General features: G+C 71.0%; 24 protein-coding genes. 12 read left to right on the forward strand and 12 right to left on the reverse strand.

What is annotated here, in order from left to right; genetic code table 11:
* Nucleotides 1-96: 96 nt before the first annotated feature.
* The gene (locus tag ACVCAG_RS36560) at nt 97-705 is read right to left on the reverse strand and encodes a TetR family transcriptional regulator (RefSeq protein WP_440088353.1); all 609 of its coding nucleotides are present in this window, start codon (nt 703-705) and stop codon (nt 97-99) included.
* 172 nt (nt 706-877) lie between these two features.
* Between ACVCAG_RS36560 and ACVCAG_RS36565 the strand changes: the two genes are divergently transcribed.
* A complete protein-coding gene (locus ACVCAG_RS36565) occupies nt 878-2,218 on the forward strand; it encodes an MFS transporter (RefSeq protein WP_440088355.1) in 1,341 nt (446 codons plus the stop codon).
* Nucleotides 2,219-2,229: 11 nt separating this feature from the next.
* Here ACVCAG_RS36565 and ACVCAG_RS36570 read toward each other — a convergent pair whose 3' ends face one another.
* Together ACVCAG_RS36570 and ACVCAG_RS36575 are read right to left on the reverse strand one after the other, a co-directional pair.
* Nucleotides 2,230-2,850: a DUF305 domain-containing protein gene (locus tag ACVCAG_RS36570; protein ID WP_447191237.1), complete on the reverse strand. Its 621-nt coding sequence runs from the start codon at nt 2,848-2,850 to the stop codon at nt 2,230-2,232.
* Nucleotides 2,851-3,181: 331 nt separating this feature from the next.
* Nucleotides 3,182-4,237 (reverse strand): flavin-containing monooxygenase, encoded by a 1,056-nt coding sequence (locus tag ACVCAG_RS36575; protein WP_447191238.1) that lies wholly within the window; start codon nt 4,235-4,237, stop codon nt 3,182-3,184.
* Between the two features lie 56 nt (nt 4,238-4,293).
* Here ACVCAG_RS36575 and ACVCAG_RS36580 point away from each other — a divergent pair, with 56 nt between their 5' ends.
* From ACVCAG_RS36580 to ACVCAG_RS36600, 5 genes are all read left to right on the forward strand, one after another.
* A complete protein-coding gene (locus ACVCAG_RS36580; protein WP_440088361.1) occupies nt 4,294-4,635 on the forward strand; it encodes a metalloregulator ArsR/SmtB family transcription factor in 342 nt (113 codons plus the stop codon).
* A gap of 177 nt (nt 4,636-4,812) precedes the next feature.
* On the forward strand, nt 4,813-6,228 hold the full coding sequence (locus ACVCAG_RS36585) for an FAD-dependent oxidoreductase (protein WP_440088363.1): 1,416 nt from the start codon (nt 4,813-4,815) through the stop codon (nt 6,226-6,228).
* Nucleotides 6,225-6,452 carry a hypothetical protein gene (locus ACVCAG_RS36590; protein WP_447191239.1) on the forward strand — a complete coding sequence of 76 codons (228 nt, stop codon included), beginning with the start codon at nt 6,225-6,227 and terminating at the stop codon, nt 6,450-6,452. Before ACVCAG_RS36585 ends, ACVCAG_RS36590 begins: the two co-directional genes overlap by 4 nt.
* Nucleotides 6,453-6,485: 33 nt before the next feature.
* Complete coding sequence (locus tag ACVCAG_RS36595; protein ID WP_447191240.1) at nt 6,486-6,860, forward strand: metalloregulator ArsR/SmtB family transcription factor; 375 nt, start codon at nt 6,486-6,488, stop codon at nt 6,858-6,860.
* A 26-nt stretch (nt 6,861-6,886) separates the two neighbouring features.
* The gene (locus tag ACVCAG_RS36600; RefSeq protein WP_440088368.1) at nt 6,887-7,021 is read left to right on the forward strand and encodes a hypothetical protein; all 135 of its coding nucleotides are present in this window, start codon (nt 6,887-6,889) and stop codon (nt 7,019-7,021) included.
* Between the two features lie 61 nt (nt 7,022-7,082).
* Here ACVCAG_RS36600 and ACVCAG_RS36605 read toward each other — a convergent pair whose 3' ends face one another.
* The 4 genes from ACVCAG_RS36605 to ACVCAG_RS36620 all read right to left on the reverse strand — a co-directional run bounded on the left by ACVCAG_RS36605 (nt 7,083) and on the right by ACVCAG_RS36620 (nt 9,700).
* The gene (locus ACVCAG_RS36605; protein WP_447191241.1) at nt 7,083-7,487 is read right to left on the reverse strand and encodes an arsenate reductase ArsC; all 405 of its coding nucleotides are present in this window, start codon (nt 7,485-7,487) and stop codon (nt 7,083-7,085) included.
* On the reverse strand, nt 7,480-8,544 hold the full coding sequence (arsB, locus tag ACVCAG_RS36610) for an ACR3 family arsenite efflux transporter (protein WP_447191242.1): 1,065 nt from the start codon (nt 8,542-8,544) through the stop codon (nt 7,480-7,482). Before arsB ends, ACVCAG_RS36605 begins: the two co-directional genes overlap by 8 nt.
* Before the next feature lie 82 nt (nt 8,545-8,626).
* Nucleotides 8,627-8,968 carry a metalloregulator ArsR/SmtB family transcription factor gene (locus ACVCAG_RS36615; RefSeq protein WP_440088375.1) on the reverse strand — a complete coding sequence of 114 codons (342 nt, stop codon included), beginning with the start codon at nt 8,966-8,968 and terminating at the stop codon, nt 8,627-8,629.
* A gap of 81 nt (nt 8,969-9,049) precedes the next feature.
* The gene (locus ACVCAG_RS36620; protein ID WP_440088377.1) at nt 9,050-9,700 is read right to left on the reverse strand and encodes an arsenate reductase/protein-tyrosine-phosphatase family protein; all 651 of its coding nucleotides are present in this window, start codon (nt 9,698-9,700) and stop codon (nt 9,050-9,052) included.
* Between the two features lie 288 nt (nt 9,701-9,988).
* Between ACVCAG_RS36620 and ACVCAG_RS36625 the strand changes: the two genes are divergently transcribed.
* The gene (locus ACVCAG_RS36625; RefSeq protein WP_440088379.1) at nt 9,989-10,285 is read left to right on the forward strand and encodes a hypothetical protein; all 297 of its coding nucleotides are present in this window, start codon (nt 9,989-9,991) and stop codon (nt 10,283-10,285) included.
* 274 nt (nt 10,286-10,559) lie between these two features.
* Here ACVCAG_RS36625 and ACVCAG_RS36630 read toward each other — a convergent pair whose 3' ends face one another.
* Nucleotides 10,560-11,789: a GNAT family N-acetyltransferase gene (locus ACVCAG_RS36630; protein WP_440088382.1), complete on the reverse strand. Its 1,230-nt coding sequence runs from the start codon at nt 11,787-11,789 to the stop codon at nt 10,560-10,562.
* A 9-nt stretch (nt 11,790-11,798) separates the two neighbouring features.
* Nucleotides 11,799-12,134 (reverse strand): metalloregulator ArsR/SmtB family transcription factor, encoded by a 336-nt coding sequence (locus ACVCAG_RS36635; protein WP_440088384.1) that lies wholly within the window; start codon nt 12,132-12,134, stop codon nt 11,799-11,801.
* A gap of 305 nt (nt 12,135-12,439) precedes the next feature.
* Here ACVCAG_RS36635 and ACVCAG_RS36640 point away from each other — a divergent pair, with 305 nt between their 5' ends.
* The 5 genes from ACVCAG_RS36640 to ACVCAG_RS36660 all read left to right on the forward strand — a co-directional run bounded on the left by ACVCAG_RS36640 (nt 12,440) and on the right by ACVCAG_RS36660 (nt 16,382).
* Nucleotides 12,440-12,844, forward strand: coding sequence for a MarR family transcriptional regulator (locus ACVCAG_RS36640; protein ID WP_440088386.1), 405 nt, complete (start codon nt 12,440-12,442; stop codon nt 12,842-12,844).
* 183 nt (nt 12,845-13,027) lie between these two features.
* Entirely contained in the window at nt 13,028-13,726 is a 699-nt protein-coding gene (locus tag ACVCAG_RS36645) for a nitroreductase family protein (RefSeq protein WP_440088387.1), read from the forward strand.
* 134 nt (nt 13,727-13,860) lie between these two features.
* A complete protein-coding gene (locus tag ACVCAG_RS36650; RefSeq protein WP_440088388.1) occupies nt 13,861-14,709 on the forward strand; it encodes an aldo/keto reductase in 849 nt (282 codons plus the stop codon).
* A 249-nt stretch (nt 14,710-14,958) separates the two neighbouring features.
* Entirely contained in the window at nt 14,959-15,450 is a 492-nt protein-coding gene (locus tag ACVCAG_RS36655; RefSeq protein WP_440088390.1) for a hypothetical protein, read from the forward strand.
* On the forward strand, nt 15,447-16,382 hold the full coding sequence (locus ACVCAG_RS36660) for a hypothetical protein (protein ID WP_447191243.1): 936 nt from the start codon (nt 15,447-15,449) through the stop codon (nt 16,380-16,382). The genes ACVCAG_RS36655 and ACVCAG_RS36660 overlap by 4 nt, the downstream gene beginning before the upstream one ends.
* 197 nt (nt 16,383-16,579) lie before the next feature.
* On the opposite strand, the gene ACVCAG_RS36665 is transcribed toward ACVCAG_RS36660, so the two are convergent.
* From ACVCAG_RS36665 to ACVCAG_RS36675, 3 genes are all read right to left on the reverse strand, one after another.
* Nucleotides 16,580-17,584, reverse strand: coding sequence for a HEAT repeat domain-containing protein (locus ACVCAG_RS36665; RefSeq protein WP_447191244.1), 1,005 nt, complete (start codon nt 17,582-17,584; stop codon nt 16,580-16,582).
* A gap of 6 nt (nt 17,585-17,590) precedes the next feature.
* Entirely contained in the window at nt 17,591-18,259 is a 669-nt protein-coding gene (locus tag ACVCAG_RS36670) for a HEAT repeat domain-containing protein (protein WP_447191245.1), read from the reverse strand.
* Nucleotides 18,260-18,423: 164 nt separating this feature from the next.
* Nucleotides 18,424-20,097: an FAD-binding dehydrogenase gene (locus ACVCAG_RS36675; protein ID WP_440088395.1), complete on the reverse strand. Its 1,674-nt coding sequence runs from the start codon at nt 20,095-20,097 to the stop codon at nt 18,424-18,426.
* Nucleotides 20,098-20,212 lie beyond the last annotated feature (115 nt).

The raw sequence follows: 20,212 nt of genomic DNA on the forward strand, positions 1-20,212 counted from the left end.
GTGAGTTCGTGAGCCGGTGGCACGGAGTGTTCGGGTTCCGCGCGGGCTCGCCGATCCCGGTGGTGGCCACGCCCGCCGGGAGCACGGGGCGGCGCGCTACTTCGGTGGCGCGTGAGAGTCCGGCGGGGCGGAGACCAGGATCGCCTGTGCCGTCGCGATGACGACGCGGGCGGCCTCACCCGTCTCCATGCGCCCGGTGCGGCTCTCCTCCGCGGCGCCTTTCAGGATGTAGTGCAGGACATTGATCAGCCAGGAGATCGGCAGGTCGGTGCGGAACACGCCGTCGTCCTGGCCGCGGCGGATGAGCTCTTCGACGCGCCGCGCGGGGGCGGCGTGCAGCTCGCGAACGCGCCCGGCGGGAAGGGCTTTCTGCGCGGCGCTCGACAACGCCATGGACTCGGCCACGAGGGCCCAACTGGAGTCGAGCAGCCGGGCCAGGGCGTCTCGGGCGTCTCCGGTGAGATCGACGGACGACAGCGCCTCCTCGCCGGCGCGCAGCGCGTCGACCAGCGCGGCCTCGACGAGTTCCGCCCGGGTGCGGAAGTGGCCGTAGAGCGTCATCCGGCCCACTCCGGCGGCCTTGGCGATGTCGTCGACACTCGCGTCCGGATCGCTGCTCAGGCGCTCGCGCGCTGCGGAGACGATGCGGGCGATGCTGCGTTCGGCGTCCGCGCGCCGGCGCGGACCGGCAGAGACGGTAGGCATGCCACCACCTTAACTCGTACGTGGATATACGTGTTACTCTCACGGCTCGAAGTCGTACACAACCATACGAGTTAGCTGGAGGCTCTCGGTGACGCACCATGAGATCCACGAACCATCTCCGCCGGACAGCTCGGCTCATCCGTCGCGATGGCGCATCCTGGCCTTTCTCGGGGTGGCCCAACTGATGTTGATCCTCGACGTCACGGTCGTGGCCATCGCGCTCCCGCACATCGAGACCGACCTGGACCTGAGCCGTGAGGCGCTGACGTGGACCGTCAGCGCGTACACGTTGACGTTCGGCGGCCTGATGCTGCTGGGCGGGCGGCTCGCCGACCTGGCCGGGGCCAGACGAGTGGTCCTCGCCGGCCTGCTGATCTTCACGGTGGCGTCATTGGTGACCGGGTTCGCCGACTCCGCCGGCATGCTGCTGGGCGGACGCATCGCGCAGGGAGCCGGTGCGGCGCTGCTGTCTCCGTCGGCCCTGTCACTTCTGGTGACCCTGTTCGACGGCGACGAGCGGAACAAGGCGCTCGGCGTCTGGTCCGCGCTCGGCGGTGGGGGCGCGGCTCTCGGCGTGCTGCTGGGAGGACTGCTCACCGCCGGCCCGGGCTGGCCGTGGGTCTTCTACGTCAACGTGCCCATCGGGCTGGTGATCCTCGTCGCCCTTGCCCGGATGCTGCCGCACCACGGCGTGGCCGCGCCCAGGGCCCGGCTCGACGTGCTCGGTGCGCTGCTGGTCACCGCCTCGTCCGGTGCCGTGATTTACGCGATCACTCGCGCCGGGGACCACGGGTGGCTCACCGCCACGACCGGATGGCTCCTGCTGGCGGCCGCGACGGGCTACCTGGCGTTCGTGGCCAGGCAGAAGACCGCCGCCTCGCCCCTGATGGACGTCACGCTGCTGGTCCGGCGCCCGGTGGCCACCGGCACGTTCCTCATCGTGATGGCGACGGCGCTGATGGTCGCGGTGTTCTTCCTCGGCACGTTCTACTTCCAGCACGCCCAGGGCTTCGGCGCTCTGCAGACCGGTCTGCTGTTCCTTCCGGTCGCGGCGGCGACGATGCTCGGGGCCGACCTCACCGGCCGGGCCATCGCCCGGGCCGGAGCGCGCCGGCTCGCCGTGGCCGGGTTGCTCACCGCCGCGATCGGCATGGCCGTGCCCGCCCTGTCGACGCATACCGTGACCGTGGTGGCGGGCACGGCGCTCGCGGCCGCCGGGACCGGCGCCCTGTTCGTCGTCGCCTCGGCGACCGCTCTGGGCCAGGTGGCCCCGCACGAGTCCGGCATCGCCTCCGGCATCGTCAGCACGTTCCACGAGTTCGGCGCCTCCATCGGAGCCGCCGCCATCTCCAGCGTCGCAGCGGCCAGCCTGGTCGGGGACACGCTCTCGGGGTTCACCAACGGCTACGTCCTCGCCGCGGTCGCCGCAGGTGCCGCGGCCCTCGTGGCCGCCGTCCTGACACCCGGCCGGGCCGGCACCGGGTCCGGAGGGGCGAGCGTGCGGAATCCCTGAGGCGGCTGGGTTCAGCGCCGGTCGAGCAGTTTCCGCATCCGCCCGATCTCCGTCCGCTGAGTGGCCTCGATGGTCGTGGCCAGTTTCCCGGCCTCCGGGTCGGACCCTTGAGTCCGCTCGATTCCGGCCATCTCGATCGCCCCCTGGTGATGGGCGATCATCATCTGCAGGAACATGCGGTCGAATTCCCTGCCCCTGGCCGCGCCGAGCCTCTTCATGTCCTCGCCGGTCATCATTCCGGGCATGCGGTGTCCCCGCATTCCTCCGGAAGGCGTCGCGGGTTCGCCCCACCGCGCCAGCCAGCCCGTCATGGTGGTGATCTCCAACCTTTGAGCCTTGTCGATCGTGGCCGCCAGGTTCCTGATCTCCGGGTCTCGGGTACGCGTACGGGCCAGCTCGGCCATCTTCACGGCCTGCCTGTGGTGCTCGGTCATCATCTGGGCGAACGTCACATCCGCCGCGTTGAAGGAAGCGCCCGGCCCCTGGGTCGGGGAGGCGGCCGGAACGCCGGCCACGTCGGGGAGCCCGGCCGTGACGTCGCCGCTCGCGCAGGCGGTCAGGAGTGCGAGCACACCGGCCGTCACCGTGACGGCCGGTGCGAGCCTGCGGGGCAAAGGTCGGTTGATGGGCATGGGTGTCGCTCCTTCTGGATTCTCGAATGCCGCCAGACCTTGCCGTCGCGGGCAGGTCTCGGGGACGTGCCGCGTACACGCTCGTCATGGATGCGGGCTATCGAAAACCGTTGAAGGTGCGGCATTTATGTGCCCGAAGACGTCCTGGCCACACGACATGACCTGCGGGTCGTGGCGGACGCGGGGAAGATTGACGCTCGCGGGCACAGGCCGGGAGCCGGCGAGGCGCGCCACGCCGATGACGTGCCGGGTAAGGCCATCCGGCGGTCGTCACAGGGTTTCCGGCGGCCCGGTCACCGGGCGCGCCCTCCCGGAACGGGTGCACACCGGGCTACCGCGACAGGTGGGTTTTGAGCCTGCGGGTGAGGTGGCGGGCGTCGCGGCCCACTCCGCGCAAGGTGTTGGAGGCGGGGGTGCGCTGCCATTCCAGGCCGAGGAAGCCCAGGCCGGGATGGACGGTGGACAGGCCGTGGACGTGGCGGGGGCGGCCGGTCTCGTCCAGGGCGTCGAGCCCGTCCAGGTAGTCCAGGCTGGGCCGATACCCGGTGGCCAGCAGTATCACGTCGACGGATTCACGGCTGCCGTCGGCCCACACCACGTCGTCGCCGTCGAGGTGGGTGAACATCGGGCGCCGGTCGAGCTCGCCTTCGCGCAGTGCCCGGCGGTAGAGGCCCTCGTCCAGGACGGGGGCGGTGGGCGGAGTTTTCACCAGGCGGGCAGGCAGGCGGTCGAAACCGGTGACGGTGAACCAGAAGTGCAGGTCCTTGCCCAGGATCCGCTGGTCGACGAAGCGGATCGGCGTGCGGGTGGCCAGTGTCACCGTGCTGGTCCGCGCGAGTTCGCAGGCGATCTGCACGGCCGAGTTGCCGGCGCCGACCACGACGATGCGTCTGCCCGCGTACGGCAGGGGGTTGGTGTAGGCGGCGGCGTGCAGGATCTGGCCGGTGAAGCCGTCGCGGCCCGGTAGGACAGGCAGGTGGGGGCGGTCGAACGATCCGCTGGCGGCGATCACGAGGGGCGCGTTCAGCGTGCCGCCGCCGGCGAGGTGCACGACGAAGCCACTGCCCCGGGCACCGGCTGTGACGGCGGTGACGCGGGCGCCGGTGCGGATCTCGGCGCCCCCGCGGCCGAGATCGCGGGCGTAGCGGGCCAGATGGTCCACCACCTCGTCGCGGTGCGGGTAGCGGTCGCCGTCACCGCCGAAAGGAAGGCCGGGCAGGGAGCTGTAGCGGGCGGGGGAGAACAGGGTGAGGCTGTCGTAGTAGCGCCTCCAGGAGCCGGTGGTCTGGTCTGTTGTCTCCAGGAGCACCGGAGTCAGGCCGGCGTCCAGAAGAGCTCGGGTGGCGGCCAGCCCGGCCTGGCCGCCACCGATGACGATGGTGTTCATGCGCCGCATCGTATCGTCAAATCAAGAAATGACAATATGAAGGATAGGGTCATCCCATGGAGACGGCGAGCACCGACATCGAGTTGACCGAGGCCGCGCGCGGCTTCCTCAAGGCGATGGCCAGCGACACCCGCCAGCGGATCCTGATGCTGTTCGCCGGCGGGATCGAGCTGACGGTGGGAGAGGTCGCCGAGCGGATGGCGCTGGCGCAGTCGGCCACCTCCACCCATCTGGCGACGTTGCGCGACGGCGGGGTGCTGAGCGCTCGGCGGGAGTGGAAAACGGTCTACTACCGGGCCGACCCCGCCCGGATCGGCCAGGCGCTGAGCGATCTGCAGGCCGGCCTGCGGGCCTGCTGCCCGCCCGGCGACCGCCCTTCCGGCGCCACCTGCGGGTGAGCCCAGTCCGCCTGCCGATCCACTGATTTGACAAATCTCTAATCAACGAGGCACTCTCTTCACTACTTAGATGTTCTTCTAAACAAGGGGTGTGCGGTACGCGCCCCGCTTCGTCGGTTCTGCTCCACCGCTGAGACCCGACGATCACACATCGCGCGAATTGCAGGAGAGGCCATCATGAGTGACGGATGCTGCGGCACCACCACCGCTGTCGAGATCGAGCAGATCGTGGCGCACGCCGCGCCCGGCGCCCTGCCCGTCGTGGTCATCGGCGCCGGCCCGGTCGGCCTGGCCGCCGCGGCGCACCTGGCGACGCGCGGCCTGGACTTCCTCGTGCTGGAGGCGGGGCAGCAGGTCGGCGCGTCGGTCGCGCAGTGGGCTCACGTGCGGGTCTTCAGCCCGTGGCGCCACAACATCGACAGCGCCGCCCGCCGCCTTCTCGAGGCCGAGGGCTGGAGTGGCCCCGACCAGGACTGGCTGCCCACCGGCGCCGAACTGGTCGAGGACTACCTCGCCCCGCTGGCCGAGCACCCGGCCATCGCGCCCCGGCTGCGCCTCGGGGTGACGGTGACCGCGATCAGCCGCCTGGGCTACGACCGGGTCCGCAGCAACGGCAGGGACGATGTCCCCTTCCTGCTGCGGCTTTCCGATGGTGAGGAGTTGCGGGCCGGGGCAGTCATCGACGCCTCCGGCACCTGGACCACGCCCAACGTGCTGGGGGCGAACGGCCTCCCCGCCCACGGCGAAGCCGAGGCGGCCGCGCTCATCGACCACGCGCTGCCCGACGTGCTGGGCGCCGACCGCGAGACCTACGAGGGCCGCCACACCCTCGTCGTGGGGGCGGGCCATTCGGCGGCCACCACGCTGCTGGCCCTGGCCGAGCTGGAGGAGACGCAGATCACCTGGGCGATCCGCGCCACCAACGCCGGCCGTGCCTACGGTGGCGGCAGTGCCGACGCCCTCCCGGCCAGGGGGACGATCGGCACCCGGCTGCGGGCGCACGTCGACTCCGGGCGCATCACGCTGCTGACCGGATTCTTCACCCACTCCGTCACCGAGACCGGCGGCCGGGTGACGGTGATCGGCCGCGACCCCTCCGGCGCCGAGCGGTCGGTCACCGTCGACCGCGTCGTGGCCGCCACCGGATACCGTCCCGACCACTCCATCGCCTCCGAGCTGCGCCTGGACCTCGACCCGATCCTCGGCTCCACCCGGGCGCTGGCCCCGCTGATCGACCCCAACCAGCACTCCTGCGGCACCGTTCCGGCGCACGGCGTCCGCGAGCTGTCCCACCCGGAGTCCGGCTACTACGCGGTCGGCGTCAAGAGCTACGGCCGCGCCCCGACGTTCCTGATGGCCACCGGATACGAGCAGGTCCGATCCGTCGCCGCCGCCCTGGCCGGGGACTGGGAGGCCGCCCACGACGTGCGGCTGGAGCTGCCCGAGACCGGCGTGTGCTCCTCCGGCCTGGCCGAGGCGCAGGAGCGGCGGGTCGGCCTGGCCACCGGCGTCGGTGGCGGCCTGCTCGCCGCCCCGCTCCCGCTGGTCACCGTCGGCGGCGGTGACGGCGACGGCGGTGGCTGCTGCGGGTGAGCGCCGGCCGTCGACCGGCGCCGAAGCCGCACCGGCACGTCACGATGGTCTGCGTCGCCGCCCTGGCCGTGACGCAGACCATCGGCTACGGCGTGCTCCACTACGCCTTCTCCGTCGCCGGCAAGGCGCCGGCCCAGGCGGCCGGCTACGCGCGGGTGATGGCGGCCGTGGCGGTGGCCTGCGCCGTCGTCGCGCTCGCGCTGGTCGCCTACCACCGCGTATGATTTAGACAAATGTCGAAGTAGGGGAGTTGTCGCATGACCGCCACCACCGTCCAGTGCTGCGCGCCGATCGCCCGCGAGCCACTGTCGGAGGATGACGCGGCCGATCTGGCGGTGATGCTCAAAGCCGTCGCCGATCCGGTCCGGCTGCGCCTGTTGTCGATGATCGGCTCCCACGCGGGCGGTGAGGCGTGCGTGTGCGACCTGACCCCCGCCTTCGACCTGAGCGCTCCCACGATCTCCCACCACCTCAAGACCCTGCGGACGGCCGGGTTGATCGATTCCGAGCGCCGCGGCACCTGGGTCTACTACTGGATCATCCCCGAAGCGGTGAACAGGCTCGGCGCCCTGTTCACGCCGCTGGCCGAGCCCGCTCACCGCCCGGTCGGCCTGGAGCTCACCACCGTATGACACGCCGATCCCGCGGGTGAGCACCGATGAGCGGATGCGACGGCTGGAGCATCGCCGCGGCTTCGTCCGTCGAGGCGGGCGGACCCGCCCGTGCGCCGGTGGCCGCCGCGCGATTGCCGGTGGCCACCGGGTCGCTGCCGGCCGGGTCGCCGCAGGCCTGAGGCAGGCGGGGTGGCCGCGATCCGGTCACCCCGCCTGGCCTGGGCGAGGGCGGGGCCGTGGTCACCTGGCGTCGAGCTCGGCGATCAGTTTCTCGATGCGAGCGCGGATCTCGTCGCGGATGCCCCGTACGGCCTCGATGTCCTGGCCGGCCGGATCGTCCAGCTTCCAGTCCTCATAGCGCTTGCCCGGGAAGAACGGGCAGGCGTCCCCGCAGCCCATGGTGATCACCACGTCGGAGTCCTGTACGGCCTCGGTGGTGAGGATCTTCGGTGTCTGGCCGGTGATGTCGATACCGGCCTCGGCCATCGCCGCCACGGCGACGGGGTTGATGCTCTCGGCGGGGGCCGAGCCCGCGGAGCGAACCTCGATGCGGTCCGCGGCCAGGTGGGTGAGCCAGCCGGCGGCCATCTGGGAGCGTCCGGCGTTGTGCACGCAGACGAACAACACGCTGGGTTTGTCAGGCATGAACCGATCCCTCGGAGGTGGTGGTGGGGGTGGTGAACAGGCGGCGGCCCCAGAGGCTGACGTAGACCAGGGCGACCAGGACGGGTACCTCGATGAGCGGGCCGACCACTCCTGCCAGGGCCTGGCCGGAGGTGACGCCGAACACGCCGACCGCGACCGCGATGGCCAGTTCGAAGTTGTTGCCGGCCGCGGTGAAGGCGAGCGTGGTGGTGCGCTCGTAGCTCAGGCCGATCGCCCGGCCGACCAGGAAGGAGCCACCCCACATGAGAGCGAAGTAGGCCAGCAGCGGCAGCGCGATGCGGGCCACGTCCGCGGGCTGGGAGGTGATCGTCCCGCCTTGCAGGGCGAACAGGATGACGATGGTGAACAGCAATCCGTACAGGGCGATGGGCCCGATCCTCGGCAGGAAGCGCTCCTCGTACCAGTCGCGGCCCCGGGCGCGTTCGCCGAGCCGGCGCGACAGGTATCCGGCGGCCAGCGGGATGCCGAGGAAGATGAGCACGTACCGGGCGATGTCCCAGGCCGAGACCTGTAGCGCGGTGCCCTCACCCAGGCCCAGCCAGCCTGGCAGGACCTCCAGGTAGAACCAGCCGAGCACGCCGAAGGCCACCACCTGGAAGACCGAGTTGATGGCGACCAGGACGGCGGCGGCCTCGCGGTCGCCGCAGGCCAGGTCGTTCCAGATGAGAACCATGGCGATGCACCGCGCGAGTCCGACGATGATCAGGCCGGTGCGGTACTCGGGCAGGTCCGCCAGGAACGTCCAGGCCAGCACGAACATCAGCGCGGGGCCAAGCACCCAGTTCAGCGCGAGGGAGGCGATGAGCAGGCGGCGGTCGCCGGTGACGGTGCCCAGGCGGTCGTAGCGGACCTTGGCCAGCACCGGGTACATCATCAGCAGCAGGCCGAGTGCGATCGGCAGCGAGATCTCGCCGATCTTGACCGCCTCCAGCGCGGAGTTCAGGCCGGGCACCAGGCGCCCCAGCAGCAGTCCGGCGGCCATGGCCAGGCCGATCCACACCGGCAGGAACCGGTCCAGGGTGGATAGGGCGCCCATCACGCCGCTCTGACTCGCGGTGGCCGGAGGTGGAGGTGGGCTTGAGGACATGGATCTTCCTTAACGGTGCGGCGGTGCGAGCTCAGACGGTGGCGGGGGTGTTCAGCAGGGCCGACAGCTCGGTCAAGGTCTCGGGGACCAGGCGGTAGTAGACCCAGGAGGCGCGCCGCTCGGAGGTCAGCAGCCCGACCTCCTTGAGCACCTTGAGGTGGTGGCTGATGGTGGGCTGGGACAGCTCGAAGGCGCCGGTGATGTCGCACACACACACCTCGCCGCCCGAATGGCTGGCCACGATCGACAGGATCCGCAGCCGGACCGGGTCGCCCAGGGCCTTGAACACCTGCGCGATCCCGGTGGCCTGCTCGACGTCCAAGGGCTCGCGAACCAGCGGCGGGCTGCACTCAAGGAGATGAAGCAGCTCCATCGGACCTCCGGGAATAGATACTCGTCGAAGTCATGCGCTGTCTATATTGACAGGTGTCTATGGGTGCTCGGCGTGCGGGGGTCAGCTGACGGGCACGCCGAGCTCGCCGAGCAGGGTCCGCACCCGGCGCTCGATCTCATCACGGATCGGGCGCACCTCCTCGGCGCTCTTGCCCGCCGGGTCCTGCAGTTCCCAGTCCAGGTAGCGCTTGCCGGGAAAGATCGGGCAGGTGTCCCCGCAGCCCATGGTGATCACGACGTCGGCGGCCCGGACGATCTCCTCGGTCCACGGCTTGGGGAACTCCCGGGAGATGTCGATGCCGCGCTCGGCCATCGTGGTGATCGCGGCCGGGTTGATCTCCGTGGCGAACTCCGAGCCGCCCGACCAGCCGACCGCGTGCTCGCCGGCCAGATGGGAGAAGAAGCCCAGGGCCATCTGGGAGCGGCCGGCGTTGTGCACGCACAAGAACAACACGATCGGCCGCCCGTCGCTTTTGCCCTCGACGCGGGCCAGGGCGTGCAGGCGCTGGCGGGCGAAGCGCTCGGCCGGCAGCGGCAGGAAGTTGGCCACCGCGGCGCGGGTGGCGAACTGGTCGTAGCTGGTGTGCAGGAACCGCTCGATCGTCTCGACCGAGAAGGTGCCGGCGAACTCCTCACCCAGCCTGCGGGCTGCGGTGGCAATCGCCAGCTGCTGGTCGATGGTCAGGTCGTCGCGCTTGTCGGTACTGGTCATCGCTGGCTTCCGGGGCATCCGCACATGGAATCGACGAGTGTCTAATTCGATTAGTTTCGATATTGGCATCTATCGATTCCATGGTGGGTAAACGGCGCATGAACAGCGGACGTGCGCATCACCTACAGGTTCGGACCTGGACGGGAAGTAGCGCCACGAACTCAGATGATCACGGTGATGGTGGTCGCCGTCCCGCGCGTCGCCTGCTGGAGGCGGTGCGAGACCGTAGAAGCCCGCGCACCCGGCGCGGGCGCCGGGCAGTGCCAGGAAGTGAGGAGCGTGGTGGGCGTGAGCGCGAACGAGGCCGCCGTACCCTCTCGTGCGGCGGGGTCGGCGCCGCTGATCTTCGGCGCCGGGGCGGCGGTGGGCGTGCTGGGCGGGATGATCGGCCTGGGCGGCGCGGAGTTCCGGCTGCCGTTGTTGATCAGCCTGTTCGGCTTCGCCGCCCTGTCGGCCGTTATCGTGAACAAGGCGATGAGCCTGCTGCTCGGCGCCGTCCCCGACCTGATCCTCATTCCCGCTCTCGCCGCCATCCTGCTGATCTCGGCGGTCAAACTGGCCCGCCACGCCCCCGCGGGCAGATGAACCTCCCCGCGCCTCGGAGCCGGTGGCCCGTTCGTCAATGGCGTCCGGACACACCGAAGGCCCCGCCCTGACTCGGGGCGGGGCCTTGGTTTCAACGTGTGCGTACCGGTGTGCAGGTCGCCTCTCGGCGAGATGCGCAACGCGGCTCCAGCCGAACGGTGTTCCGCGAAGGCGATAGGTGAGGCCCGGGGACACTGGGCACACCGGCCACGAGATGCACAACCACCGCCGGCCGCCGGATGTTCCCGCACCTCACCCCCGGCCTGCCCCGGGGTCATCGCCCGACGACCGTGCTGCGCCGCTCCATCATGATCACATCGCGCCAGGTGCCGTGGTGGCAGCCGACGCGCTCGCGGGTGCCGACCACGCGGAAGCCGAGCGCCCGGTGCAGCGAGAGGCTGGCGGCGTTCTCCGGGAAGATCCCGGACTGGATCGTCCAGATCCCGGCGTCCTCGCCGGCGGCGATGAACGCGGCCAGCAGGGCTCGGCCGATCCCGTGGGCCTGGCAGCCGGGGTGGACGTACACGCTGTGCTCGACGACTCCGGCGTACACCGAACGCGCCGACACCGGGGAGGCGGCCACCCAGCCGACGACCTCACCGGTGCCGGTGTCGGCGGCGACGTAGCGCAGATGCGCGAGCCTGCTCGCGGTGAAGCCCTCCCAGCTGGGGGCCGTCGTCTCGAAGCTGGCCTGGCCGCTTTCCAGTCCTGCCCGGTAGATGGCCAGCACCTGCTCGGCGTCGGTGTCGCGCATCGGCCGGATCTCCAGCCCCGGCGAGATCGCGGGCTTGACCGCCTGGACGATCGCCGAGTGGACTCCCTCGCCGTGATCGGCGGTCAGCGTGATCGAGGTGGCCACGAAACCGGTCGCCGCCAGCAGCCGGCGGTACTCGGCGACGCTGAGCGAGCCGGCGACGCAGCCCACCCGAAGCTCGGCGGCCACCCGCGGTTCAGGGGCGAGGGCGCCTTCGGTGACGACGTCGCTGATGCCGAGGCGTCCGCCGGGCCGCAGCACCCGGAAGGCCTCGGCCAGCACGGCCGCCTTGTCGCCGACGAGGTTGATCACACAGTTGGAGATGACGACGTCGACCGCGTGATCGGGCAGCGGGATGGCCTCGATGGTGCCGCACACGAACTCGGTGTTGGCCGCGCTCGCCTGCTCGGCGTTGCGCCGGGCCAGCTCCACCATGTCGGCACTGGCGTCCAGGCCGTAGGCCTTTCCGGACGGGCCGACCCGGCGGGCCGACAGCAGGACGTCGATGCCGCCCCCGGAGCCGAGGTCGAGCACGGTCTCACCCTCACGCAGCTCGGCGACGGCGACCGGGTCGCCGCAGCCGAGGCCGGCCCGCAGCGCGCCCTCGGGCAGTCCCGCGGTGTCGTCGTATCCGGCCGCGCCGAAGCGGCCCCTTTCGAAGGCGTCCGCGCCGCAGTCGGCGACGGTCTCACCGGCCAGTGCCGCGCGGGCCAGGCCGGAGTAGCGGTTGACGACCTCGTCGTGTGCCATGGCGTGCTCCTACTCGCAGGCGGGAGTCGCGGGAACGGGATTGCCCATCACCACGTCGGCGGCGGTGGGAAAGCAGTTCACGCAGGCCTCGTTGATCCGGTACAGGCTGGAGGTGCCGTGCCGCTCCACCAGGACGAACCGCACCTCGGACAGGATCTTCAGGTGGTGCGAGACCGTCGACTGGCCGATCCCGACGGCGGTGACGATCTCCCCGACGCTCATCGGCTCGCGCCGCCGGGCCAGCAACGACACGATCTGGATGCGGGTGCCGTCGGCCAGCGCCCTGAACCAGCTCGCGTACTCCTCCGCCGCTTCGCGCTCCAGCGGCTCCAGCCTCTCATTCATCGAAAATCGACGATAATCGATGAAAGCTGGAAGGGCAACGCTTTCCACTCCGCCCGGCCGCCATCCGGTGGCTCAGGCTTCGCCGTCGTCTCCGCATCGAGTACGAGATGCTCTCTCCGGACGCCTGATCGGCGTATGGCCATCACGCGGGCTGTCTTGCCAGGCTCGCAATTAATTTCAATTGATACCATATTAAATGAAAACATAGCGGGTAATATGCTTTCATGACCGCAGACGTTCCTCACGGAACCACCACTTCGCGTGCGACCGACCGCCCCGGGGATGCCTCGCCTTTCACTCTCGGCTTGCTGCTGCGCCGGGCGCACTGGCGCGCGGCCGCGGTGATGACGGAGGCGCTTCGGCCGCTCGGCATCGAGTTGCGGCACTTTGCCGCCCTGATCGTGCTGGTCGACCGCGGGGCCACGGTGCAGCGGGACCTGGCGGCGGCGACAGGGTCGGACAAGGCGGGAATCATGCGGGTCGTGGACGATCTGGAGCGCATGGGTCTGGCCGTGCGCAAGGCCGTTCCGGGGGACCGGCGGGCGCGGGCGGTGGAGATCACGCCCAAGGGCGTCGAGCTTTTCGACGCGGCCCATGTGGCGGCGGAGCCGCTGGCCGAACGTCTGGTCGCCGAGCTGGGGCCCGGCGAGCCCGAGCAGCTGAGGGATCTTCTGACCCGGTTCGCCTATCCGCCGGGCGGCGAGGCGTAGGCCGTGCGCCGGTCGCCCGCCGCACGGGTGGGGCGGTAGACGGCGGCGACGTTCGCTGCCGGTGCCCTGGGAGTTGTCTTCGTCACAATGTGCTCCCAGCCCACCAGATGGTATTGATTGATACCATCGTAAATGATACGGTCTTAAGTGTACCGAAGCTGGACGCGTCGAGCGGATGGGGAGGTGGCCATCGTGGACGTCTACGAGGCGGTCACGAGCCGACGGGCAGTGCGCGGATTCACCGACCAGCCCGTCCCGAGGGAGGTGCTGGAGCGCGTGCTGTCCGCCGCGGCCTGGGCACCGTCCGGATCGAACCTCCAGCCGTGGCACGCCTACGTGCTGACCGGCGCGCGGCTGGCCGAACTCAAGAAGCGCGTCGGTGAGCGTGTGGCGGCAGGCACTCCCTGGGACGAGCGGGAGTACGAGATGTACCCGTCCGGGCTGAAGTCCCCGTACCGCGAGCGCCGATCAGCCTTCGGCGCGCAGCGCTACGGCGCACTCGGCATCTCGCACGATGACTGGGAGGCGCACCAGAGGGCCGCCGCCGCGAACTGGAGCTGTTTCGGTGCGCCCGCAGCCCTGTTCTGCTACATCGACCGCGACATGGGCCTGCCCCAGTGGGCCGACGTCGGCATGTATCTGCAGACCGTCATGCTGCTGCTCCGCGCCGAAGGGCTGCACAGCTGCCCGCAGATGGCGTGGTCGGTGTATCACAGGACCGTCGCGGAGGTCCTGTCGCCCCCGGACGGGCTCATCCTCTTCTGCGGCATGTCGATCGGGTTCGAGGACGTCACGGCGGGTCACGCCCGTACCGGCCGGGCGCCGCTCGAGGAGACGGTCACGTTCGTCGAGAGTCCGGTCACGCGATCGCACGCGGCGTGAGCGGAGCGCCTCCCACCTGGAGCGCCTCCCACCCGGAGCGGCTGTCGCCGCTTCGCCGCCGGTCACGCCTCCGGCCGGGCATCGCGCAGAAGCCGATCCACCGCCAGGCACCACATCACATCACGAGGAGAGACATGACCGGCCAGTTCCGCCTCGGCGGCGACCTGACGATCGACCGGCTCGGTTTCGGCGCCATGCGCCTGCCCCACGGCGGTCCGGGCGGACCCGCCCGCGATCCCGAGTCCGGCCGCGCCGTCCTGCGCCGTGCCGTCGAGCTCGGCGTCGACCACATCGACACCGCCGACTTCTACCGCAGCGAGAACGGCGCGGTGCACGCCAACACCCTGATCCGTGAGGCCCTGTTCCCGTACCCGGACACCCTGGTCATCGCCACCAAGGTCGGCCCGGTCTTCGGTCCCGGCGGGCCCGGCCAGGGCACCGCCGCCGACCTTCGGCCCCAGGTCGAGGCCAACCTCGAGAGCCTGGGCCTGGATCGCCTCGACCTGGTCTACCTGCGCATCGGCATGATGGAACCCCCGCACGGCGAGTCGCTCGCCGAACGCTTCGAGGCGCTCGCCGCGCTGCGCGAGGAGGGCCTGATCCGCCACCTGGGCATCAGCAACGTCGATGTCGGCCATCTCGCCGAGGCCCGCACGATCGCTCCTGTCGCGGCCGTCCAGAACAACTTCCACATCGCCAATCGCGACGAGACGGCCGTCCTGGAGGCCTGCGCGCAGGCCCGCATCGCCTTCGTCCCGTTCTTCCCCCTCGGCGGCGGCAGGGCCGACATCAACGACCCCGGTTTGGTCAAGGTCGCCGAACGGCACGGTGCGACCGTCCACCGGATCGCCCTGGCCTGGCTGCTGGCCCTGTCTCCGGTCACCCTGGCCATCCCGGGCACCGGTTCCGTGGCTCACCTGGAGGAGAACCTGGGCGCCCGGTCGATCACCCTCACCGAGGAGGATCTCGCCGACCTCGCCTGATCGCAAAAGTGAGGCCCCTTCCACGCGGAGGGGCCCCTGAGCCGGCATGGCCGCCCCGGGCGGGCGCCACCGCGAGCCTCCCGGGCAGTGACAGGGGACGTGTCGGCTTCGGCATTCGGTGCGCGGTGGTTCACGACCGAGGGCCGGGACCTCTGGCGGCGCCGCGGGCTTCGTGCCGTGGACCGCATTGTTGCTAGCCGGAGCAGCCGATCGGCTGCTCCGGAGGATTCGCCGCAGGAGCGTTGAGCGATGTCACCCGTCGTGGTCGTTGTGCTGTTGCTCGCGGGGTTGTCCGAGGCCGCCGGGCGGATTCTGCCGCTGATAGCGCGCCGGCCCGGTGTGTCGCGGTCGGTCGCGGTCGAGTTGCTGCTGGTGGGTGCCGTGGTCGAGGGCGTGGTGTTCGCGCTGTGGCCGGTGAGCGCGTGGACCCTGGCCGAGCTGGTGGGATCGGCGCCGCGATCGGGTGCGGCGACGTTCGTCTGGACCCCCGGCCGGGTCGCCCCGCTGCTTCTCGCCGCGATCTTGGCGTTTCCCTTGCTCGGGCCGTTGCTGCACCTGCTGCTGCTCACCGGGGTCGGGGCCGGGTTGGCCGGCCCGCTGGCCGCGGCCACCGGGCTGGGCTGGTGGGCCGCGGCGGGCTGTCTGGCCGTGGCCGGAGCGGGTCTGGGCGCCGCCGTCGAGGCCGTCCGGCGCCTGGTCGTGAAGATCAGCGCCACCGGGACGCGGCAGGTGCTGGCATGAGCGGCTTCCCTGTCCTGGTCGTGGTGCTGCTCGGGGTGTTCGGGCTGGTCCTGCTCGCCGAGGCGTTGCTGGCCCGCTATGAGCTGATGGCCTACACCGCAGGCTGGCGCGCGGCCACCAGCGAGCTGCCCCCGGGCATGCCCTATGCGCGAGGCGCCGATCCCGGCCGGCCCGCGCGGGCCTACCTGGTCTATCTCGACGGTATCGGCAAGCGTCGCTTCGGGGACACCCGCGACGGGGGCCGGCTGGTTCAGGCGCTGATCGCCGCGGCGCCGGAGCTGCGGGTACTGGGCCAGGTGCAGCCCTACTCCCCGCTGGCCGATCCGCTGGTCAACCGGCCGGTGTGGGAGTGGTTGCGCCACCGGGTGGAGCTGGTGTTGTTCCTGCACAACGTGATGCAGATCTTCGTTGCCGCCGACCACCGCTACCGTCCGTTGTACAACCGGGCGGTGGGCGCCCAGATCGCCGATCAGCTGACCCTGGCCGGCTACCGGGCCGACAGTGCTGTCCCGGTGGTGTTGCTCAGCTACAGCGGGGGCGCCCAGGTCGCCACCGGCGCGGTCGAGGAGTTACGCGCCCACCTGCGTGCCCCGCTGTTGCTGATCACGCTCGGCGGGTTCCACAACGGCGCCAACGATCTCACCGGCGCCCATCATCTGCATCAGCTCACCAGTGCCGGCGACTGGATCGAGCGCAGCGGCGCCTGGATCTTTCCCCAGCGGTGGCGGTGGTGGTCCGGCAGCGGATGGAACCGGGCCCGCCGTGCCGGAAAGATCACCGTGCATCGGCTGGATCCGGCCACGCACGTGGGGCGGGGCAGCTACATCAGCCGCGAGGCGCGGTTACCCGATGGCCGCAGCCACCTCGAGCGCACCGCCGACACCGTGATCGCGCTCATCCGCACCCACTACGGCGCCCACCACGACAGATGATCCGTCGCCAGGTCGATCCTCCGACGGGCGTGCTGCCGACCCTGGCCGCCCCCGCGTCCTGGCTGCTGTTCGCGCTGGTCGTGGCCGCCGACGTCGGCATCTCATCCCTGTACCACCAGGACGCCGTGGCCATCGCCGCTCGGACGGTGATCGGCGACGACCGGGCCCCGGGTACGCGGCGCCCCGGGAAAGATCCGTTATCGTGCCTCGCGTATCCCGAGAATGTACGTCGCGGTGAGCGCGACGGCACGGTCCTCGTCATGTGCCAGATCCGCGAGGGCACGTGACGCCGTGAGCCCCGGGATGTCCGCGAGCGCCTGGGTCAGCCGCCGGCGTGCGGGCGATTCGACGGTGCCGTGGGCGAGGCGGTCGACGAGCCCGGCGGCGATCCGATCCGCCGACGCGGGACGACTCGCCAGCGCGCTCAGCGCGTCGGCCGCGTCGACGTCGTTCGTCCCCTCGACGACCATGTCGATGAGGGTCGGGACGGCGTCGGCCACTCCACGTACCCCGAGCGCCAGAGCCGCGTACCCGCGGACCACGATGTCGGGGTGCGCGAGGGCGTCCCGCAGCAGTGCGGTCGCCGCGTCGTCCGGAATCTCGGTGATGGACTGGACGGCACGTTTCCGCACCTCGGCCGCCGGCGAGCCGAGGCCCTCCGCCAGCAGCGCCAACCCGCCGTCGCCCGACTGCGCCAGAGCCCATCGAAGGGCTCCGGCGACGTTCGGGTCCGTCTCGCTCAGCGCCGCCTCGACCAGTGCCTCCACCGGCACCGGGACCTCCTCGACCGAGGACAGGGCCGCGCGCTGGCGCTTCCCGGCGCTCTTCGAGCCCAGTGCCTGCAGGAGCGCGACGGTCTGGAGGACGTCCTCCCAGCCCGCCGGTTCCGCGGCACCGATACGACGCAGTCGCGTGAGCAGCTCCTTCTCACCCGCGATGCGTTCTCGCGTCCGGCGGATGAGGTCGTCGACGAGCGCCGAGGGCGCGAAGCCGGGGTCGTCGAGCGCGCGCCCGACGTCACGCAGCGACAGCCCCAATGACCGCAGGCTCTCGATGTGGAAGATCCGCCGGATGTCCTCGCCGGAGTACTCCCGATAGCCGGCGCCGGTACGGCCCGTCGGCCGCACCAGGCCGAGCGAGTCGTAGTGCCTGAGCATGCGGGCGCTGACCCCGGACCGTCGTGCCACATCACCGATCAACACTGCCTGTCACTCCTCCTGGCCGTTCCCGCCCAGGGCCACGACGCGCTTCGCCTGCTCGATCGCGAACTCGAATCCGGCATCCGGGTCGCGCAACAGCCGTTCCGTGGCGGTCGCGTGCGCGCGCACCCGAGGGTCGGGATCCGTCGTCGCGGCGCGCAGAGCCGGCTGGATCACCTCGCCGAGCGCGACCAGCGCCCGGCTGAGGCTCAGCTGCGTCTCACGCTCGCCGCGCCCGAGCTGTGTCGACAACACTACGGCCAACTCGGGCTCCTCACCTTCGGGCACGAGCACGACCGCCGCCCGCCAGGCGCTCCGCGCCACCTCGTCGTCGGCGTCGGACAGCAGCGCCCGCGTGATCGCCGGCCACGCCCGCCGATCCCCGATCTTGGACAGCGTGTGCAACGCCTGGCTTCGCGCCTGCGCACGCTCCGAGCGGACCTCGCCGAGAAGCGCGGGGACCGTCATCGACGCCGGGTGGCGGGTGAGGGCCCACGTGAGCATGTCGCGCACGTAGAACTCGGGTTCGACGGCGCATCGTTCGATGAGCTTGTCGACGAACCGCGGGTCGGGGGTCGTGCCGACCGCCAGCGCCGCTCGCAGCCGCACCGACGGGCGGTCGTCCTCCAGCCCCTGGAAAGCTCGGATCATGTCCGTGTCCTGTTCCGGCATGGTCATCGGGACCACCTCCTCGGCCCCAGTGAAGACCTTGTCACCGTGTCAAGGTCAAGCGGGGACGCGCCGCGAGATCACCGGGCACCCTCCGGGTCCACCGGGTCCGGTGCCTGCCGGGTCACGCCGGCGGGCGCGGACCCGGCCGGCGGTCGCCGGGACCGTCCGTCTCACGCGACCGCCCGGGCGGCGGCGCGGCCGGCCTGGCGGCCGGAGAACAGGCAGCCGCCGAGGAAGGTGCCCTCCAGGGCGTTGTAGCCGTGCACGCCGCCGCCGCCGAATCCGGCCGCCTCTCCGGCCGCGTACAGGCCGCTGACGGGTTCGCCGTCCATGCCGAGAACGCGGGAATCGAGGTCGGTCTGGATGCCGCCGAGGCTCTTGCGCGTCAGGACGTGGAGCTTGACCCCGATCAGCGGACCGGCCTGCGGGTCCAGGATGCGGTGCGGTCTGGCGGTGCGGCTGAGCCGGTCCCCGAGGAAGCGTCGTGAGTTGTGGATGCCCTGCACCTGGGCGTCCTTGCTGTAGGGATTGCCGACCTGCAGGTCACGGGCCACGATCTGGCGGCGCAGCTCGCCGGCGTCGAGCAGCGGTTCGTCGGTCAGGCCGTTCATTTTTACCACCAGCTCGTCCAGCGTGGTGGCGACGACGAAGTCCGCGCCGTGCCGTTTGAAAGCCTCCACCGGAGCGGGCGCCCCCTTGCCGAAGACCCGGTTCCGCAGTACCGCCTTCCGGTCTCCGCCGGTGATGTCGGGGTTCTGCTCCGAGCCCGACAGCGCGAACTCCTTCTCGAGGATCTTCTGGGTGAGGACGAACCACGAGTGGTCGTATCCGGCGATGTCGGGGGTGGTGCGCAGATACTTGAGGGTGCCGAGGGTGTCGTAGCCGGGCAGGCACGGTTCCGGCAGGCGGCGGCCCAGCGCGTCGAACCACATGGACGACGGCCCCGGCAGGATCCTGATCGCGTGCCCGGGCCAGACGGGGTCCCAGTTCCGCACGCCCTCGGTGTAGTGCCACATCCGGTCCTCGTTGACGATGCGGGCCCCGGCCGCGGCGCTGATGGCCAGCATCCGCCCGTCCACGTGGGCCGGCACGCCTGTGATCATGTTCTGTGGGGCGGTGCCCAGCCGCCGGGGCCAGTGCCGGCGCACCAGGTCGTGATCGGCGCCGATCCCGCCGCTGGTGACGATGACCGCCTGCGCGGTCAACTCGAAGGAGCCCGTCACCTCGCGGCTGGAGGCCACCCCCCGCGGAGAGGGGTCGTCGATCAGGACGCTCCCGCGCACCCCTGTGACGGCACCGTCCCGGACGACGAGTTCGTCGACCCGGTGACGGTGGTAGAACCTCAGCAGTCCCGCGTCGGCCGCCTGCTCGGCGCCGCGCACGAACGGGGCCACCACGCCCGTTCCCGTACCCCAGGCCACGTGGAACCGGGGCACGGAGTTGCCGTGACCGTCGGCGCGCAGGCCACCGCGCTCCGCCCAGCCCACCACCGGCGTCAGCTTGATGCCCTGGGCGTCTATCCAGGACCGCTTCTCGCCCGCGGCGAAGTCGACGTACGCGCGGGCCCAGCGCGCCGCCCAGACGTCCTCGTCCTCCAGGCGGTCGAACCCGGCACTCGCCTGCCAGTCGCTCCATGCCAGCTCGAAGGAGTCCTTCACCCTCAGGCGGCGCTGCTCGGGCGAGTCCACGAGGAACAGCCCGCCGAACGACCAGTACGCCTGCCCTCCCAGGTTGGCGGCGCTCTCCTGGTCCACCAGCGCCACCTTCCGGCCCCGGCCGGTCAGCTGCTGCGCCGCGACCAGCCCGGCCAGACCCGCACCCACGATGATGACGTCCGCGTCCATGGCGGTACTCCCTTGCTCAAACACCCCGTCGATCCCGTCCGGGGGCGTGTCGATGGTAAGGGGACCGGCCTGATCAATGCGTGGCGGCGGACCTGCACGACGGTGGTGGACCATG

This window comes from Streptosporangium sp. G12 (genome assembly GCF_052983175.1).